Annotated in this window: 15 protein-coding genes and 1 tRNA gene; 13 read left to right on the top strand and 3 right to left on the bottom strand. The window is 60.6% G+C overall.

Annotation, left to right across the window (positions count from 1 at the left end; translation table 11 throughout):
• Positions 1-26: 26 nt before the first annotated feature.
• Entirely contained in the window at positions 27-983 is a 957-nt protein-coding gene (locus tag NTD89_RS12280) for a DMT family transporter (protein WP_145158737.1), read from the top strand.
• 386 nt (positions 984-1,369) lie between these two features.
• On the opposite strand, the gene NTD89_RS12275 is transcribed toward NTD89_RS12280, so the two are convergent.
• Positions 1,370-2,758 carry a class II fumarate hydratase gene (locus NTD89_RS12275; protein WP_242195464.1) on the bottom strand — a complete coding sequence of 463 codons (1,389 nt, stop codon included), beginning with the start codon at positions 2,756-2,758 and terminating at the stop codon, positions 1,370-1,372.
• A 193-nt stretch (positions 2,759-2,951) separates the two neighbouring features.
• Here NTD89_RS12275 and NTD89_RS12270 point away from each other — a divergent pair, with 193 nt between their 5' ends.
• The 7 genes from NTD89_RS12270 (at position 2,952) to NTD89_RS12240 (ending at position 10,855) form a co-directional block, all read left to right on the top strand.
• Positions 2,952-3,470: a DUF2059 domain-containing protein gene (locus NTD89_RS12270; protein WP_003175221.1), complete on the top strand. Its 519-nt coding sequence runs from the start codon at positions 2,952-2,954 to the stop codon at positions 3,468-3,470.
• A gap of 6 nt (positions 3,471-3,476) precedes the next feature.
• On the top strand, positions 3,477-3,770 hold the full coding sequence (locus NTD89_RS12265; protein WP_262207922.1) for a BolA family protein: 294 nt from the start codon (positions 3,477-3,479) through the stop codon (positions 3,768-3,770).
• Positions 3,771-3,958: 188 nt separating this feature from the next.
• Positions 3,959-4,900 (top strand): rhodanese-related sulfurtransferase, encoded by a 942-nt coding sequence (locus NTD89_RS12260; protein WP_131700399.1) that lies wholly within the window; start codon positions 3,959-3,961, stop codon positions 4,898-4,900.
• A 36-nt stretch (positions 4,901-4,936) separates the two neighbouring features.
• Positions 4,937-5,539 (top strand): DsbA family protein, encoded by a 603-nt coding sequence (locus NTD89_RS12255; protein WP_262207952.1) that lies wholly within the window; start codon positions 4,937-4,939, stop codon positions 5,537-5,539.
• On the top strand, positions 5,532-7,334 hold the full coding sequence (locus NTD89_RS12250) for an ABC transporter ATP-binding protein (protein WP_145158731.1): 1,803 nt from the start codon (positions 5,532-5,534) through the stop codon (positions 7,332-7,334). Before NTD89_RS12255 ends, NTD89_RS12250 begins: the two co-directional genes overlap by 8 nt.
• 195 nt (positions 7,335-7,529) lie before the next feature.
• Positions 7,530-10,004, top strand: coding sequence for an EAL domain-containing protein (locus tag NTD89_RS12245; RefSeq protein WP_262207917.1), 2,475 nt, complete (start codon positions 7,530-7,532; stop codon positions 10,002-10,004).
• Positions 10,005-10,081: 77 nt separating this feature from the next.
• Positions 10,082-10,855 (top strand): TenA family transcriptional regulator, encoded by a 774-nt coding sequence (locus NTD89_RS12240; RefSeq protein ID WP_410017210.1) that lies wholly within the window; start codon positions 10,082-10,084, stop codon positions 10,853-10,855.
• 22 nt (positions 10,856-10,877) lie between these two features.
• Here NTD89_RS12240 and NTD89_RS12235 read toward each other — a convergent pair whose 3' ends face one another.
• Entirely contained in the window at positions 10,878-11,807 is a 930-nt protein-coding gene (locus tag NTD89_RS12235; RefSeq protein ID WP_145158725.1) for a GGDEF domain-containing protein, read from the bottom strand.
• Between the two features lie 281 nt (positions 11,808-12,088).
• Positions 12,089-13,231, bottom strand: coding sequence for an FMN-dependent L-lactate dehydrogenase LldD (gene lldD, locus NTD89_RS12230; RefSeq protein ID WP_262207912.1), 1,143 nt, complete (start codon positions 13,229-13,231; stop codon positions 12,089-12,091).
• 101 nt (positions 13,232-13,332) lie between these two features.
• On the opposite strand from lldD, the gene NTD89_RS12225 reads away from it, so the two are divergent.
• From NTD89_RS12225 to NTD89_RS12205, 5 genes are all read left to right on the top strand, one after another.
• A complete protein-coding gene (locus tag NTD89_RS12225; RefSeq protein WP_262207910.1) occupies positions 13,333-14,217 on the top strand; it encodes a LysR family transcriptional regulator in 885 nt (294 codons plus the stop codon).
• Between the two features lie 86 nt (positions 14,218-14,303).
• Positions 14,304-14,379: transfer RNA gene (locus NTD89_RS12220), tRNA-Asn, on the top strand.
• Between the two features lie 134 nt (positions 14,380-14,513).
• Complete coding sequence (locus NTD89_RS12215) at positions 14,514-15,020, top strand: sigma-70 family RNA polymerase sigma factor (protein WP_242195440.1); 507 nt, start codon at positions 14,514-14,516, stop codon at positions 15,018-15,020.
• Complete coding sequence (locus tag NTD89_RS12210) at positions 15,017-15,982, top strand: FecR domain-containing protein (RefSeq protein WP_262207908.1); 966 nt, start codon at positions 15,017-15,019, stop codon at positions 15,980-15,982. The genes NTD89_RS12215 and NTD89_RS12210 overlap by 4 nt, the downstream gene beginning before the upstream one ends.
• A gap of 95 nt (positions 15,983-16,077) precedes the next feature.
• Positions 16,078-18,912, top strand: coding sequence for a TonB-dependent receptor (locus NTD89_RS12205; RefSeq protein ID WP_262207907.1), 2,835 nt, complete (start codon positions 16,078-16,080; stop codon positions 18,910-18,912).
• Positions 18,913-18,924: the final 12 nt, after the last annotated feature.

Raw genomic sequence — 18,924 nt, 5'->3', positions numbered from 1 at the left:
CACTTCCTCAGGCATTCGGGGCACTCATGCACATCTCTTCCGGCCGCTGGGTCTATGGCTTTGGCTTGACCCTGCTGACCGCGTTCCTGTGGGGCATCCTGCCGATCAAACTCAAACAAGTGCTGCGGGTGATGGACCCGGTCACCGTCACCTGGTTTCGCCTGGTCGTCGCCGGTAGCTGCTTGTTTATCTACTTGGCCTTCACCCAGCGCCTGCCCAGCCGCAAAGTGCTCGGCCCCAAGGGCGGTTGGCTGGTAGCCATGGCGGTGTGCGGGCTGGTGGGCAATTACGTGTTGTACCTGGTAGGCCTGAAGATGCTCAGCCCCGGCACAGCCCAGTTGGTGGTGCAGATGGGGCCGATCTTTCTGATGGTCGCCAGCGTGTTTGTGTTCAAGGAGCGTTTCAGCCTGGGGCAGGGTGTGGGCCTGGTGGTGTTGATCATCGGCTTCGGGCTGTTCTTCAACCAACGCCTGGTGGAAATGCTCACGTCCTTGGGCACCTACACCGCCGGGGTGCTGACGATTCTGCTCGCCACTACCACCTGGGTGTTTTACGCCTTGGGCCAGAAGCAGTTGCTGACGGTATGGAATTCGCTGCAGGTGATGATGGTGATCTACCTGTCGTGCGCCGCGCTGCTCACGCCGTGGGCGCATCCGCTGGAGGCGCTGCAGTTGAGCCCGCTGCAAGGCTGGCTGTTGCTGGCGTGCTGCATGAATACGCTGGTGGCTTACGGCGCGTTTGCCGAGGCGTTGGCGCATTGGGAGGCCTCGCGGGTCAGTGCGACGTTGGCGCTGACGCCGTTGGTGACGTTTGTGGCAGTGGCGTTGGCAGCGTGGTTATGGCCGGCGTTCGTGCAGGCCGAAGAGATCAACGCCTTGGGCTATGTCGGGGCGCTGGTGGTGGTGCTGGGGTCGGCGACGGTGGCGCTGGCGCCGTCGTTGCTGGCGGGGCTCAGGGCTCGGCGGGTGCGGCTGGCGTCTTGATGCCTGGCGTGGCGGCCGGGTCGTCGCCGCGGCTTTAGGGTGGTAAACCGGTGTAAATGTGGGCGCTGGCTTGCCTGCGATGGCGGCCTCTGGCGCGCCCCGTATCTCGCTGACGCAACACTGTTAACTGTGGGAGCGGGCTTGCTCGCGAAGGCGGCATGTCAGTTGGCTGGGATATTAGTCGGCGTACATACCCTTTGCTGCGGTAACGGCTACCTAGGGTTCCGCTCTTACAGCGGCTCACTTTTGGAGGGACCGGAATGCCGGCCCAGCCAAAAGTAAGCAAAAGGTCCTCGCCCCACCACTCGGCACCTCGCCTAGGCTCGGTGTGCAGCCAGCGTGGTTAACGGGGCGCCTTAGATCACAAGCAGATCAAAAACCTGAGGTTAGTGGCCGGCTTCGAGCATGTTTTCCGGGCGTACCCACTGGTCGAACTCTTCATCAGTCAAGAAGCCCAGCGCCAGCGCGGCTTCACGTAGCGTCAGGCCCTCGGCATACGCCTTCTTGGCGATCTGCGCCGACTTGTCGTAGCCAATGTGCGGGTTGAGCGCGGTCACCAGCATCAGGCCGCGTTCCAGGTGTTCGGCCATTTGTTCTGCATCCGGCTCAAGGCCGGCAATGCAGTGTTCCTGGAAGTTGTTGCAACCGTCGGCCAGCAGGCGGATCGATTCCAGCAGATTGTGGATGATCACCGGCTTGTACACGTTCAACTGCAAGTGCCCCTGGCTGGCGGCAATGCCGATGGTCACGTCATTGCCCAGCACCTGGCAGGCCAGCATCGACAGCGCTTCGCATTGGGTCGGGTTGACCTTGCCCGGCATGATCGAACTGCCCGGCTCGTTGGCTGGCAACTTGACCTCGGCCAACCCGGCGCGCGGGCCGGAGCCGAGCAGGCGCAGGTCGTTGGCGATTTTCATCAGCGCCACGGCCAGGGTTTTCAGCGCGCCGTGCAGGGTTACCAGCGGCTCGTGGCCGGAGAGGGCGGCGAATTTGTTCGGGGCGGTCACAAAGGGCAACCCCGACAAGGCGGCCAACTCGGCAGCAATCGCCTCGCCAAAGCCGTGGGGCGAGTTGAGCCCGGTGCCGACGGCGGTGCCGCCCTGGGCCAGTTCGCACACCGGGGGCAGGGCGCTGCGGATCGCGCGTTCGGCGTAGTCGAGCTGGGCGATAAACGCCGAGACTTCCTGGCCAAAAGTGATTGGCGTGGCGTCCATCATGTGGGTGCGGCCGGTCTTGACCAGTTTCATGTGCCGCGCCGACAGTTCCGCCAGCCCACCCGACAGGTTGGTGATCGCCGGCAGCAGTTGCGTGTTGATCGCCTGCACCGTCGCGATACTCATGGCGGTGGGGAAGCAGTCGTTGGAGCTTTGGGAGCGGTTGACATGATCGTTCGGGTGCACCGGGCTTTTGCCGCCGCGGGTCTGGCCCGACAGTTCGTTGGCGCGGCCGGCGATGACTTCGTTGGCGTTCATGTTGCTCTGGGTGCCGCTGCCGGTCTGCCAGACCACCAGTGGGAACTGATCGTCATGTTGACCGTCGAGCACTTCATCAGCGGCCTGTTCGATCAGGCGGGCGATATCGGCAGGCAAGTCGCCGTTGCGGTCGTTGACCCGCGCCGCTGCCTTCTTGATCAGGGCCAGGGCATGCAGCACGGCCAAAGGCATGCGTTGCTCGCCGATGGCGAAATTCACCAGCGAGCGTTGGGTCTGCGCGCCCCAGTAAGCGTCATCCGGGACATGCACTTCTCCCAGGCTGTCGGTTTCGATACGGCTCATCGGGCACACTCCTTCAGGTTCGTTTGCGCAGTTTAGGCCGTGATAGGCCTTGGGGGTTCCATAAAAGACTTTTCATCGCAGGCAAGTCCTGCAAATCCAGGCCGAACAAGGCCTGGGGTTGAGCCGCGAGGTTTTTTAGGCGCAGAATGGTCGCCCTTGGGGTCTTACCTCGCCTGCTAGAAAAGGAAACTCGATGACTCGTCTTCGTGCCATCTGTACCGCGGTTGCTCTGGTTTGCGCCAGCGGCCAAGTTTTTGCCGATACCGCCAGCCATAACGCCAGTGCCGAAGCCTTCCTTACCCTGGCCCACGCTGACAAGCTGGGTACCCCGGTGTACATGCAAGTGCAGCAAATGTTCGCCCAGCGTTTCGAACAGACCAAGGCGCCTGCCGCCAAGCAGTCCGTACTGGACAGCTACCAGGCCAAGGCCAACGCCGCGCTGGACCAAGCCATCGGCTGGCCGAAGCTGAAGCCGGACATGGTCAAGCTCTACACCACCAACTTCAGCGAATCCGAACTTAAGGATCTGGTTGCCTTCTACCAGTCGCCACTGGGTAAAAAAGTCCTGGAAAAAATGCCGCAACTGACCCAGCAATCGGCCCAGATGACCCAGGCCAAGCTGGAAAGCGCTGTGCCGGTAGTCAACAAGCTGTTGGAAGACATGACCAACGAGCTGGCGCCAAAAGCCGCCGCACCGGCCAAGAAGAAGTAAGCAGGAATGACCATGCAACAGCGTATCGAAACGGCGCTCGCCGCCCTGAGCCCGCAACACGTGAGCGTGCTGGACGAAAGCCATATGCACAGCCGTGGGTTGCAGACCCACTTCAAGGCCGTGCTGGTCAGCCAGCAGTTCGAAGGGCTTAACCGCGTCAAGCGCCATCAGACGGTCTACGCCACGCTGGGTGACCTGATGAGCGAGTTTCATGCGTTGGCGCTGCATACCTACACGCCTGAAGAATGGGCGAAAATCGACGCAGCCCCGGCCTCGCCGACCTGCGCCGGAGGGCATTGAAGCAGCCACAAGTTGTCAGCTGCACGCGACAAGATTAGAGCCCTCGCAGCTGCCTTCTTGCTACAATCCCCAACGCGCCGCCTAGTCGGCGCGTTTTTTTTGCTTTTACTTGCAGCTTGCGGCTAAAAAACCCAGCTGCCGTTATCCGGTTCACCCCTTACGAGGGTAGCCACCTGGAGAGAACACCCATGACTCAACCGATTGTCGTGGCGGCACTGTATAAGTTCGTCACCCTCGAAGATTACGTCGCCCTGCGCGAGCCACTGCTGCAGGCGATGGTCGACAACGGCATCAAAGGCACGTTGCTGATCGCCGAAGAAGGCATCAACGGCACCGTTTCCGGCAGCCGCGAAGGCATCGATGGCCTGATGGCCTGGCTGAAGAACGACCCACGCATGGACGACATCGACCACAAAGAGTCGTACTGCGATGAGCAGCCGTTCTATCGCACCAAGGTCAAGCTCAAGAAAGAGATCGTGACCCTGGGCGTCGAAGGCGTCGACCCGAACAAAAAAGTCGGCACCTATGTTGACCCGCAGGACTGGAACGCGCTGATCAGCGACCCGGAAGTGCTGTTGATCGACACCCGTAACGATTACGAAGTGTCCATTGGCACCTTTGAAGGCGCGATTGACCCGAAAACTACCAGTTTTCGCGAATTTCCCGACTACATCAAAGCCAACTTCGACCCGGCCAAGCACAAGAAAGTCGCCATGTTCTGCACCGGCGGCATTCGCTGTGAAAAGGCTTCGAGCTACATGCTCAGCGAAGGCTTTGACGAGGTTTACCACCTCAAGGGCGGCATTCTGAAGTACCTCGAAGAGGTGCCGCAGGCAGAGACCAAATGGCAGGGCGACTGCTTTGTGTTCGACAACCGCGTGACCGTGCGCCACGACTTGAGCGAAGGCGACTACGATCAATGTCATGCCTGCCGTACACCGGTGAGCGTCGAAGACCGCGCGTCCGAGCACTATGTGGCTGGCATCAGCTGCCCGCATTGCTGGGATAAGCTGCCGGAGAAGACCCGTCGCAGCGCGATTGACCGGCAAAAGCAGATCGAGCTGGCCAAGGCCCGCAATATGCCGCACCCGATTGGCTTCAACTATAAGCAAACCCCTTCCGAGGCCTGACCCATGCCCGCGCGCCTGCTCTATGTGATGGACCCGATGTGTTCCTGGTGCTGGGGCTTTGCCCCGGTGGCCGAGGCGTTGGTCGAGCAGGCCCAGGCTGCGGGCGTTGAGCTGCACCTGGTGGTGGGTGGTTTGCGCACCGGCAGTGGCGCGGCATTGGAGCCGACCACCCGGCGCTACATCCTTGAGCACTGGCAGGCGGTCACCGAGGCCACCGGTCAGCCGTTCACACGTGAAGGCGCGTTGCCCGATGGTTTTGTCTATGACACCGAGCCCGCGTGCCGCGCCATCGTCACGGCGCGCAGCCTGGCGCCGGATTGCGCGTGGAAGCTGCTGGGGCTGATCCAGCGCGCGTTTTACGTCGAGGGCCGCGATCTGACCCTGGCCAGCGTGCTGGTCGAACTGGCCGAGGAGGCGGGCATCCCGCGTATCGAGTTTGCCGGCGCGTTCGACCGCGCCGAGCAGCACGCCGCGACGGCCGCTGATTTCACCTGGGTGCAGGATTTGGGCATTGCCGGTTTTCCGACCCTTCTGGCGGAGCGTAACGGTCAGTTGGCCTTGTTGACCAACGGCTACCAGCCGCTGTCCGAGCTGTCGCCATTGCTCGCCCGCTGGTTGGAGCGAGCCACCTGTGCATGACCAGCCCGACCGTACCGACCGACTGACCTGGGCGGAAATTCGCCGTCTGGCCCTGCGCCACAAAAAATCGCTGTGGATTGCCAATGGCGTCGCTGTGCTGGCGACGTTGTGCAGCGTGCCGATTCCCTTGCTGTTGCCTCTGCTGGTCGACGAAGTGTTGCTGGGCCGTGGCGATGCCGCGCTCAAGGTGATGAACAACGCGTTGCCCCTGGGCTGGCAGAAAGCTGCCGGTTATATCGGCCTGATGTTGTTGGTGACACTGTGCCTGCGTTGCGGCGCACTGGTGTTCAATGTGGTGCAGGCGCGGCTGTTTGCGCGGCTGGCGAAGGACATTGTCTATCGCATTCGCGTGCGCCTGATCGAGCGGCTCAAGCGCATTTCCCTTGGCGAATACGAAAGCCTGGGCAGCGGCACGGTCACCACGCACCTGGTCACCGACCTGGATACGCTGGACAAATTTGTCGGCGAGACCCTCAGCCGCTTCCTGGTGGCCATGCTCACGCTGGTCGGCACGTCGGCGATTCTGGTGTGGATGCACTGGCAGCTGGCGCTGCTGATCCTGCTGTTCAATCCGCTGGTGATCTACGCCACGGTACAGCTGGGCAAACGCGTCAAACACTTGAAGAAGCTTGAAAACGACAGCACGTCGCGCTTTACCCAGGCGTTGACCGAAACCCTCGACGCGATTCAGGAAGTGCGTGCGGGCAACCGCCAGGGCTTTTTCCTCGGGCGCCTTGGCCAGCGCGCCCAGGAAGTGCGCGACTACGCGATCCACTCCCAATGGAAAACCGACGCCTCCAGCCGTGCCAGTGGCTTGTTGTTTCAGTTTGGCATCGACATCTTCCGCGCAGCGGCGATGCTCACCGTGCTGTTTTCCGACCTGTCCATCGGCCAGATGCTCGCGGTGTTCAGCTACCTGTGGTTCATGATCGGGCCGGTGGAGCAACTGTTGAACCTGCAATACGCTTACTACGCGGCGGGCGGGGCGCTGACGCGGATCAACGAGCTGCTGGCGCGCGCCGACGAGCCGCAGTATGCCGGCGGCGCAGACCCGTTCACCGGGCGTGAGACCGTCGGCATCGAGGTGCGCGGCCTGGATTTCGGCTACGGCGACGAGCTGGTGCTCGACCAGTTGAACCTGGCCATTGCGCCGGGTGAGAAGGTCGCGATTGTCGGCGCCAGTGGCGGCGGCAAAAGTACTCTGGTGCAACTGCTGCTGGGGCTGTATACGCCGCAAGCCGGCAGCATTCGCTTCGGCGGTGCCACCCAGCAGGAAATCGGGCTTGCGACCATCCGCGAAAACGTCGCCGTGGTGCTGCAACACCCGGCGTTGTTCAACGACACCGTGCGTGCCAACCTGACCATGGGGCGCACCCGCAGCGACCAGGCCTGTTGGCAGGCACTGGAAATCGCCCAGTTGGATGCTACCGTCAAGGCACTGCCGTTGGGGCTGGACAGCGTAGTGGGGCGCTCCGGCGTACGCTTTTCCGGCGGTCAACGTCAACGCCTGGCCATTGCGCGAATGGTGTTGGCCGAGCCCAAAGTAGTGATTCTGGATGAGGCCACGTCCGCCCTGGACGCCGCCACCGAGTACAACCTGCACCAGGCGCTGGCGCGGTTTCTCAGTGGGCGTACTACACTGATCATCGCGCACCGGCTTTCAGCGGTGAAACAGGCTGACCGGGTACTGGTGTTTGATGGTGGGCACATCGCCGAGGATGGCGATCATCAGCAGTTGATCGCTGACGGTGGCCTGTACGCCAAGCTCTACGGACATTTGCAGCAAGTTAGGTGATGTTGGGTTTGCAATGATTGACTCTGGCAGGCACAAGAGTCTCCCCAGGAAATAGCGGCTTTCCTGCGCCGTTCAAGGTTCAGGCGCTGAATCGAGCCGGCGCCCTTGAGCGGATCGAGCGAATTTAGCCAAGATTGTGCTGTCAGGAGCGTTAATCACTCGCCTGTTTTTGGTAGTGCTTGTGCAAGGGACCTCATGAAGCAAAAGCGCACTCTCGGAACGACGTTAAGTACGCCTCGGTTGTTGGGCATCGTCTGGCCGTTTATCGCGGTGGTACTGTTCCAGGCATTGCTGGGTTGCGTCAGCCTTTACATGCTCTCGGCGGTACGCGGGTATGTGGCCGGTGAAAGCCTGTGGTCCAAGGGCCAGAAAGATGCGATCTACTACCTGACCCTTTACGCCGACAACCGTGATCCGGCCACTTACCTCAAATACCAGCAAGCCATCTCAGTGCCCCAGGGCGGGCATGAATTGCGCATTGCCCTCGACCGGCCCACCCCCGACCTGACGGCCGCGCGCCTGGGTATCCTCAAGGGCGGCAACCACCCTGATGACGTTTCCAGCCTGATCTGGCTGTACCTCAACTTCCGCCATTTCAGTTATCTGGAAAAGGCCATTGAGCTGTGGACCGTGGGCGACGGTTACCTGGTGCAACTGGATGACCTGGCGCGCGCCATGCATCGGGCGATCAGCGCTGACCAGGCCAGCAGCACCGACGTGCACGCCTGGAAAACGCGCATCACCGCCATCAACGACGGCGTTACGCCGGCTGCCAAGGCCTTCAGTGATGCTCTGGGCGAGGGCTCGCGGGTCATCCTGCGTCTGCTGTTGATCACTAACCTGGCCACCGCACTGGGCCTGATCGTGCTGGCCCTGCTGCGCACCCACAAGTTGCTGACCCAGCGCCATGCCTTCGCCGACGCGCTGCAGGTGGAGAAGGAGCGAGCGCAGATCACTCTTGAGTCGATCGGCGACGGCGTGATCACCACCGACGTCGACGGCGCCATTGCCTACATGAACCCTGCGGCAGAGGCACTGACTCACTGGCGCTCGGCGCAGGCCCAAGGGCTGCCCCTGGCGGCGCTGTTCAAGCTGCTGGACGAGAACGCCGAGCCGGACGGTTTTACGCTGCTGGAGCACATCATCAAGGGCCAGCTCAGTGGCGGCAGCGAACATTCGAAGCTGATCCAGCGCCTGGACGGCAGTACCGTGTCAGTGACGCTGGTGGGCGCGCCGATTCGCAGTGCAGGCAAGGTCAGCGGCGCGGTGCTGGTGCTGCACGACATGACTCAGGAGCGTCAATACATTGCCAACCTCTCCTGGCAAGCGACCCACGATGCGTTGACCGGCCTGGCCAACCGCCGCGAATTCGAGTATCGCCTTGAGCAAGTGCTGCACCCTGCGGGGCGCCAGCAAAGCGGGCGGCATGCGCTGATGTTCCTCGACCTTGACCAGTTCAAATTGGTCAACGACACCTGCGGTCATGCGGCGGGCGATGAGTTGCTGCGCCACATCTGCGCACTGCTGCAATCGGACCTGCGTGAGGGCGACACGCTGGCGCGGTTGGGCGGGGACGAGTTCGGCATTCTGCTGGAGAACTGTCCGGTACCTGTGGCGGAAAAGATCGCCGAGAGCCTGCGCCATACCGTACAAAGCCTGCATTTTGTGTGGAAGGGGCGGCCCTTCATGACCACCGTCAGTATTGGCCTGGTGCACATTTCGCAAACCCCGACCACGCTGGAAGCCTCGTTACGAGCCGCCGACATGGCGTGCTACATGGCCAAGGAAAAGGGCCGCAACCGTGTGCAGGTCTACCACGCAGATGACTCGGAGTTATCCGTGCGTTTTGGCGAGATGGCTTGGGTGCAGCGCCTGCACATGGCATTGGAGGAGAATCGCTTTTGCCTCTACGCGCAGGAAATCTCCCCGCTGGGCCAAACCGATGGCGGCAATGGCCATATTGAAATCCTGCTGCGCCTGCACGACGAGGCGGGCCGGATCATCCTTCCCGACAGTTTTATCCCGGCCGCCGAACGTTACGGTTTAATGACCTCGCTGGACCGCTGGGTGGTGGAGAACGTATTCAAGATCATCGCCCGTTGCATGCACGAGCGTGCGGGCCGACCTATGGCCATGTGTGCGATAAATCTGTCAGGAATAACTATTGGAGATGACGATTTTCTTGGGTTTTTACGTGAGAAATTCGAGGCTTACAGCATTCCGCCTGAAATGATTTGTTTTGAAATAACCGAAACCAGCGCTATAGCGAATTTGGGCAGTGCAATTCGGTTTATTAATGAACTCAAAGCCTTAGGTTGCCATTTTTCGCTCGACGATTTTTGCGCCGGAATGTCCTCATTCGCCTATCTGAAACATTTACCTGTAGACTTCCTGAAGATCGATGGAAGTTTCGTAAAGGATATGCTGGACGACCCGATTAACCGCGCTATGGTCGAAGTGATCAACCACATCGGCCATGTCATGGGTAAGCGCACAATTGCCGAGTTTGTTGAAACACCGCAAATCGAACAGGCGTTACTGGAGATAGGTGTGGATTACGCTCAGGGCTACCTGATTGAACGCCCGCAATTGTTTACCTTTGACAGCTTGCAGTGTCGACCTGTGCGGCCGCAGCCTCTGTTATTCAAGGCGCCCGGCACATTCCGCTGAAACTTTGCTGGTCTGTACAATCACACTTAAAAAGGAGCCTTACAGTGATCGACACATTCAACAGAACCGGCCCGCTTATGGAAGCCTCGAGTTACCCCGCCTGGGCGCAGCAATTGATCCAGGACTGTAGCGAGAGCAAGCGCCGAGTTGTCGAGCACGAACTGTATCAGCGCATGCGTGACAACACGCTCAGCGCCAAGACCATGCGCCATTACCTTATCGGTGGCTGGCCAGTGGTTGAACAGTTTGCCTTGTACATGGCACAAAACCTCACCAAGACCAAGTTTGCCCGTCATCCTGGGGAGGATATGGCGCGCCGGTGGTTGATGCGCAATATTCGCGTGGAGCTCAACCACGCCGACTATTGGGTGCATTGGGCCCGTGCCCACGGCGTCAGCCTGGAAGAACTGCAAGCGCAGAACGTACCGCCTGAACTGCACGCACTGAGCCATTGGTGCTGGCATACCAGCTCGGCCGATTCGTTGATTGTCGCGATTGCCGCCACCAACTACGCGATCGAAGGTGCAACCGGTGAGTGGTCGGCGGTAGTGTGCTCGACCGGTGTTTATGCGGCAGCCTTCCCTGAGGAAGACCGCAAGCGCGCCATGAAGTGGTTGAAGATGCACGCGCAGTATGACGACGCCCACCCATGGGAAGCGCTAGAAATCATCTGCACCCTGGCCGGGACGAACCCCAGCAAAGCCCTGCAGGTAGAGCTGCGTCAGGCGGTGTGCAAGAGCTACGACTACATGTACCTGTTCTTGGAAAGCTGCATGCGGTTGGAGAACGAAAAAGCAAAGGCGCCTGCGGCCACTCGCGAACGTCAGGTTCGCGTCGCCAGCGAGGCGTGATGTAAGCGTGATGGCGGGGTGTTTACCCCGCCATTGCCAAGCGGTTGCGCCCTTCGCGCTTGGCCACGTACAAGGCGTTGTCGGCACGGCGCAACAGGCTTTCGGCAGACTCGGCGGCCAACAGCGTCGAACACCCCAGGCTCACCGTCAGTTCGACCCGTGTGGTCTCCGCCCAATAGTCCTGAGCTTGTGCCGCTTTGCGCAGGCGCTCGCCGACCATCCCTGCCGCGTCCCGGCCGGTGTTGGAGAGCAGGATCAGAAACTCTTCCCCGCCAAATCGAAACACCATGTCGACATTGCGCAGCTGGCTCTTGATCGCCCCGGCCACCGCGCGCAGGACGGTGTCGCCGGTTGCATGGCCGTGAGTGTCGTTGATCTTCTTGAAGTGATCGATGTCCAGCATCAGCAGGGACAACGGGTTCATGTGCCGCCGGGCCATGTCGATTTCGCGTTGCAGGGTCTGGTCCATGGCCACGCGATTACCGGTTTCGGTCAACGGGTCGCGCAGAGCACTGCGAGTGGCGGCGCGGTAGAGCAGGGCATTGCGCATCGGATAAAGCAAGGTTGCCAGCAACGCTTCAAGCTGGACCAGTTCGTCTTCCAGCAAGCGTTGATTGCGTCGAAAGACCAGCTCGCCCAAGTGCTCACCTTCATGGCTCAAGGCATAGCTCACCGAGTGGTGGCCGCGATGACCAAATTCCAGGCGCAGGTCGCTGGCTTCGTGGCGATACTGCAATGCGTCCAGGGGCACCAGGCGCTGAATCTCGCGAAAGAACAGGCCAAGGATGCGCTGGGGCTCCAGGCTGACTTGCAATTGTTGGCTCAATTGCTGACGAAGCTGGGCAAATGACGTCGGTCGACGGGGTGGCAGGAGAGATGGCTGACCAAAACCCAGGCGTTGCAATTTGGCACTGTCGAAGTCAATTGCGTGAGTCTGGGTCGGTGTTTTCATAAGCTATCTGCCTCTAAGCACTTAACTGTCTTACAGGCTGCGTGAGAGTGGCGAGTGCCAAGCGTCTTACTGTTCCTTCAGTTCCGTAAAACATTGGTAACAGTTTAAACCGCTTTACCATGGGTTATAACCCCTGGATACCGCCGCACGTCTTGTCATCGCCTTACCTGCTTGAAAGGGATTAGAGCGAGATTCATGCCATTTCGTTTAACTTATTAAAACTTCTTATAAATCAACGACCGTTTTACAGAGTAAAAACAGTCGTTGGGTACTGACGTCAGTTATTTGGCTGATTGAACCAGCGTAGTGCTGTCAATCTGGTCAATTGACGTGACGCCGGTCAGCGTCATGGCCACGCGCATCTCCTTGGCGAAGATGTCCAGCAGGTTTTCAACGCCGTGCTGGCCATCGGCGGCCAGCGCGTAGGCCGTTGCGCGTCCCAGCAGGCAGGCCTTGGCACCCAGTGCGAGCATGCGCACCACATCCAGCCCGGAACGGATGCCCGAGTCGACCAGTACCGTCAGGTCATCGCCAACCACATCAGCAATCGGCGGCAAGGCTCTGGCGGTAGAGAGCACGCCATCGAGCTGACGGCCGCCGTGGTTGGAGACCACGATACCGTCGGCGCCGAAACTCAGCGCATCCTTGGCATCCTGCGGGTCGAGAATGCCTTTAATGATCATCGGGCCTTTCCAGAATTCACGGATCCACTCCAGGTCTTTCCAACTGATCGACGGGTCGAAGTTGTTGGCCAGCCAGCCGATGTAATCTTCCAGATGAGTAGGTTTGCCGAGGTATTTTGAGATATTGCCCAGGTCGTGAGGGCGGCCCATCAGGCCTACGTCGAAGGCCCATTGCGGTTTGGTGACCGCTTGCAGCATGCGTCGCGATGCCGCGAACGGCCCGGACATGCCGGAGTGCGCATCGCGGTAACGCGCGCCAGGCGTCGGCATGTCCACGGTGAATACCAGTGTGGTGACCCCGGCAGCCTGCGCACGCTCCAGCGCATTGCGCATGAACCCACGGTCCTTGAGCACGTAGAGCTGGAACCAGATCGACTGCGGGCTCTGCGACGCCACTTCTTCAATTGAACACACCGATACCGTCGACAAACAAAACGGAATGCCCTGATTCGCCGCTGCCTTTGCCGCTTGCACCTCACCGCGCCGCGCGTACATGCCGGTAAGCCCCACCGGGCTCAGGATCACGGGCATGGCCAGTTCCTGGCCGAACAGGTGGGTCTTGAGGCTCAGGTTGTCGACATTGCGCAGGACGCGCTGGCGCAGGCTGATCTCGGCCAAATCCGAACTGTTGGCGCGCATCGTGTGTTCGGCGTAGGCGCCGCCGTCGATGTAGTCGAACAGAAAGCGCGGCAGTTTGCGCTTTGCGGCTGCGCGGTAATCGGAAGCGGACGAGATGATCATCAACAGGGTCTCCACAAGGCAAGGTGGGTTCAGCATAAGGAAATATCTGGCATGATAAAAACAACTTTTATCGCTAGCAGCCAGTCGCTAAAGGAATACCGATGAACCTCAGAACATTGCGCGCCTTTGTCGAAGTGGTGCGCCAGGGCGGTTTCTCCCAGGCGGCCCAGGTGGTGTCCCTGACTCAGTCCACCGTGAGCAAGGCGGTCAAGACGCTGGAAGATGAGTTGGGTACGCCGCTGCTCAATCGCCTCGGCCACAGGAACGAACTGACCGCCGCTGGCGAAATTGCCTACCGCCGCGCGCTGGTGTTGCTCGCTGAACGCAACGACTTGGTGGCCGAGATCAACGACCTGCGCGGGCTCAAGCGCGGTGTATTGCGCATTGGCTTGCCGCCCGTGGGCTGCGGCGTGCTGTTTGCCGCGATGTTCGCCGCTTACCGCAGGCGGTATCCGGACATCGATATCGAGCTGACCGAATATGGCAGCAAGAAATTGCGTGAATGCCTGGAAGCCGGCGAGGTCGATCTGGCGGCGCTGCTGTTGCCCATGGACGAAGATTTCGACTACCAGTCGGTGCGCAACGAACCCCTGATGGCCGTGCTGCCCATGAGCCATCCACTGGCCCAATGTACGCGCATTGATTTCAACGACCTGGCGGATTCGCCGTTTATCCTGTTCGAAGCGGGTTTCGCCCTGAATGCCAAGATCCTTGCGGCCTGTGAACGCAAGGGCGTGACGCCGAGGGTAACGGCACGCAGCGGCCAGATCGACTTTATCGTCGACTTGGTGGCGGCGGGACTAGGCGTCGCTTTCCTGCCGCGCATGCTTGCGCACAAGCATCAGCAACCCGGCATCGCGCTGATTGCGCTGGACGAGGCGCACACCGATTGGCACATCGCCTTGGCGTGGCGCGCCAGTGCACACCTGCCGCCCGCCGCCCGCGCCTGGCTGGACCTGGCCAAGGAAATGGCCACCCCGATATAGACGTTTGCAGCGGTTATCCGAGGGAATTCTGGAAAATATGCCTCGGTGCTTGACTTCTTCTTTTTAATCAGTAACATACGGCGCATTCCGCGATAGCTCAGTTGGTAGAGCAAATGACTGTTAATCATTGGGTCCCTGGTTCGAGTCCAGGTCGTGGAGCCAGATAGAGAAAAGCCTGCAGAGATGCAGGCTTTTTTTTGCCTTGGATTTGACTGATGGCAGCCACTCCAACCCCTATACAACGCCCACCCCAAAGCCATAAGATGAGAAGCATTATCATTTAATGCGGACCTGACATGCACGACGACAGCATTGCCTCGCCGGTCGCCAAGCTGTATGCGAATCACCATGGCTGGCTTCGAAGCTGGCTGCATCGGCGTTTGGGGCACAGTGCCGATGCCGAAGACCTGGCACACGACACCTTTATCCGCGTGCTGCGCTCCAAGGAAGATGTGCGCGAGCTGCGCCAGCCCATGGCGTTTCTTGCCACGATCGCCAATGGTTTGCTGATCAATCGCTGGCGTCGCCAAGCGATCGAGCGGGCGTACCTGGAAGCGCTGGCGGCGCGGCCGGTGGCCGAGGAGCCGTCGCCGGAGGAGCGCCACTTGATGATCGAGACGTTGTTGCAGCTCGATTCGCTGCTGGTCGGGTTGTCGGCGCGGGTTCGGCAGATTTTCTTTTTGTCCCAGCTCGATGGGCTGACCTATCCACAGATCGCCGCGCAGTTGAGCCTGACCGTGGCCCAGGTGCAGCGCGCCATGGGCAAGGCGTTCAGTGTTTGCTACGCGAGCCGGTTCGAATGAGTGGCGCCGCGGTTGATCCTCGCGTGCGGGACGTTGCCATCGATTGGCTGGTGCGGATGCAATCCGGGTTGATGAGTGCTGGCGAGCATCAGGCCTTGCAGTTATGGCGCCAGGCCAGTGCCGAGCATGAGCATGCGTGGCAGCGGGTAAGCAGCTTGCCCCTGCTGCTTCAGCCGGGCGCCAATCTATTAGCCGATGCCACGGCGCGCCGGGCGTTGCAGGCGGCCGGGGCTGATCCGCAGCGTCGTCGCCAGGTGCTCAAGTGTTTGCTGGCGTTGGGGCTGCTGGGTGGGATCTCCTGGCAAACGGCGGATTCCACCTTGGTGCGTTCGGCATTGGCGAGCTATCGCACGCGCGTTGGCGAGCGGCGCCACTGGGCCCTGGCGGATGGCTATTCGCTGTGGCTGAACACCGCCAGTGCGGTGAACCTGGACATGAGCGCGGGGCGGCGCAGCGTGCAGTTGATCGAGGGCGAATTGGCCCTGGATACTCCGGCAAGTTCCGCGTCGTTGGAGCTGCTGACCCCAAACGCGGTGCTCTACAGCCATGGCGCCCACCTGCTGGTGCGCCATGATGGCCATGGCACGCAAGTGACGGTCTTGCGCGGTCTGGCGCAAGTGAGCACGCGGCATCAGCCAGCACCTGTACCGTTGCAGGCTGGCTGGCAACTACGGTTTGATGAGCACGGAGCGGGGCACCCGACCGCTATCGACGTGTTGCTGGCCCAGGCCTGGATGCGCGGCATCCTGCCCGCCGAGCGCATGCGCCTGGATCAATTGCTGGCTGAGATCTCGCGCTATCGCCAAGGCTTCTTGCGTTGCAGCGAAGCAGTGGCGGACCTGCGTATAACCGGCAGTTTCCAGCTGGACGATACCGACGCAGCGCTGGCGCTGGTCGTCAATACCTTGCCGGTGCGCATCGAACGAAGAACGCGTTATTGGGTGACGGTGGTGCCCGCGTAAAATTTTTTTCAGCGGCGCGATAGTTTTTTCGATCTGGCTTGGCCTTTAGGTATTACCCACCGGCACAGGTGGGTGTCGATCCTTAGGAGCCTTGCATGATTGCCCCCGCTCGTGTCTTGCGTACCCATACGTTCAGCCTGCTGTTTCTCAGCCTCCAGCCGCTCTATGGCGAGTTGGTTTTTGCGGCCGGTGAACGCCCCTACAGCATCAGTGCCGGCCCGTTGGACAAAGTGCTGTCGAGCTTTGGTGCCGAGGCTGGGATCAGCATGGCGGGCAGTTCGCTGATCACTGCCGGCAAGACCAGCCAGGGCCTGCAGGGCGATTTCAATACCGAGGCGGGCCTGACTCAGCTGCTGTCGGGCACGGGCCTGGGCTATCAGCGCCAGGCGGACGGTGGCTATGTCTTGCGCCCGCACCAACAGGCAATTTCCCTGCCGACACAAAAGGTGATCGGCGAAAATTTCGATGAGGAAGAGGTCTACCCTGCGCCGCGTTCGTCGGTGTATATCTCCGGCGAAGACATGCAGCGCTTCGGCGTGGTCTCGGTGGGCGATGTGCTCAAGGGCCAGCCTGGCGTGCAGGTCGGCGACAGCCGTAATGGCGGCGGCCTGGATGTGAATATCCGTGGCATCCAGGGCCAAAGCCGCGTGGCCGTCACGGTAGACGGTTCGCAGCAGGCATTGGATGTTTATCGCGGTTACGCCGGTACCCAGCAGCGCAGTTACATCGACCCGGACCTGATCAGCGACATCACGATCGACAAGGGCCCAAGCCTGACCTCCAGCGCCATCGGCGGCACGGTGAAGATGCGTACCCTCACTGTCGACGACATCCTCAAAGACGGCCAGAACATCGGCCTGCGCCTCAAGGGCGACCTGTGGAACAACGGCGTCGCCCCAGCCTCCCGAGACCCGCATTCCAAAACCCAGGAGCTGTACTCAGAACCGCACCAGAGTCGCGGTGGGTTGTTTGGCTCAGAGGCGCAGGCTGGCAGTGCGGCGTTTGCCTATACCCATGAGTTTTTCGACGTCGTGGCGGCCTATGCCAAGCGCGATCAAGGCAACTATTTTGCCGGCAAGAAGGGGCAGGATCGCTACCGTACTTACGACCGCTGGGGCGATGAGCAGAGCAGTGTGGCCACCGCCTACAACGCCGGCGAAGAAGTGCTGAATTCCTCGTCGAGCACCGAATCGTTCCTGCTCAAGACCACCCTGCGCCCGGCGGACGGGCATACCTTCGACCTGGGCTATCGCCGTTATGACGGACGCATCGGCGAAATCATGCCTTCGGATATCTTCCGCTTCGGCACCGGCGGCATCTATCAGTACCCGCTGGGTCACACCAAGATCGACACCTACACAGCGCGTTACAACTACTTGCCTTCGGGTAACCCGTTGATGGACCTGACTGCCGACCTGTGGCTGACCGACGCGCAAACCAGCCAGCTCACCTCGGTCAAGGCGCCGGCGTCCCAGGCCTATCGCTCGGACCGCGCCTGGAGCCGTCAGGCTAACCAACGCATTGGCGGCGGCCTGGCCAATACCTCGCGCTGGGCCACCGACTACGGCGACTTGAAGCTGGACTTGGGCGGCTCGTTCCATCTCGAAGCACTGCGCCCGCAAAAAGGCGTGGTCACCAACCAGGACGATATCAACGCCAACCGTATGTTGCGCGAAGGGTCGCGGCAGGAGTTCAGCTTCAATGGCAAGCTGGAATACAAGCCTGTGGACAGGCTCACGTTATGGGGCGGCGGACGTTACACCCACTATCGCAGCAAAGACCACATCGCCAATGCCACGGCACGGCGTGAGGAGCGAGACCTGCGCTACCTGCGCGTCTACAACGGCGGCAATTCCGGCAACATGATGTGGTTCCCTGATCAGAACGGCGATTACACCGACGCCACCGATCCACGCCTGAACAATGGCATTGTCTTCCAGAACACTAACTTTCCTTTCGAGGGCGTTCGGTACAACAACTTTGGCGTGGTTGATTCCACGGTCTATCCGTCCCAGGTCGGGGAGGTGGTTATTGGTTATGACTATTCTGCCAAGGCGAGCAACAGCGGCGGCGCCTTTGCCCCCGCGGTGGGCATCAATATCGAGGTGCTGCCGGACACCTTTGTGTATGCCTCTTACACCCAAGGCTTTCGTATGCCTTCGCTGTTCGAAACCAGCCAGGGCGTGTTGCAGACCATGCCCGGCAAGGGCTTGAAGCCCGAGCGTTCGAGCAATTGGGAGATCGGCGCCAGCACGCTGCAAAAGGGGCTGTTGTTCGATGACGACTCGGCGGCGATCAAGCTGGCCTACTTCAACAACACCATCAAAAACTACATCACCCGCTACTACGATCCCAGCCCTGGCCTGTGGGGCTTGATGCGCTTCAGCAATACCGACAGCTACAAAACCAGCGGCCTGGAGTTCCAAACCCGCTACGATACCGGACGCGTATTTGCCGACCTGTCGTCCACCTACTACCTGAAGACCGAAACCTGCGATTCGGCCTTCGCCGCCACACTGCGCGCCACCAGTGACCTTTATCAGCAAACCGGTAATACGCCGAACTGCACGCCGGGCAGCTTCATGGGTTCTTACACCAACACCCAGAACCCACCACGCTTCGCCGGCAACCTCACCACAGGCCTGAGTTTCTTCGATCAGAGCCTTACGCTCGGTACGCGCATCACCTACACCTCAGGCCCCACCGTCACCGCCGACAAACCCTGGCAGACTGGCGCCACCACGCCGCAATTGAATTACCGCGAAGTGGCCTTGGTCGATCTGTTCCTTAACTACAAGTTGCAAGAACACGCTGGCCTGAACGTGTCACTGCAGAACCTGACCGATCGCTACTACCTGGACCCGCTGGCGCAGAGTTTCATGCCGGCACCGGGGCGCACACTGCGAGTGGGAGTGCAGGCGAAGTTCTAAAGGGGAGGGTGG

This window comes from Pseudomonas sp. 14P_5.3_Bac1 (assembly GCF_025466135.1).
Classification (GTDB): domain Bacteria; phylum Pseudomonadota; class Gammaproteobacteria; order Pseudomonadales; family Pseudomonadaceae; genus Aquipseudomonas.
The sequence above is the reverse complement of the archived record's forward strand: the minus strand, read 5'-3'. Positions and strand labels throughout refer to the sequence as shown.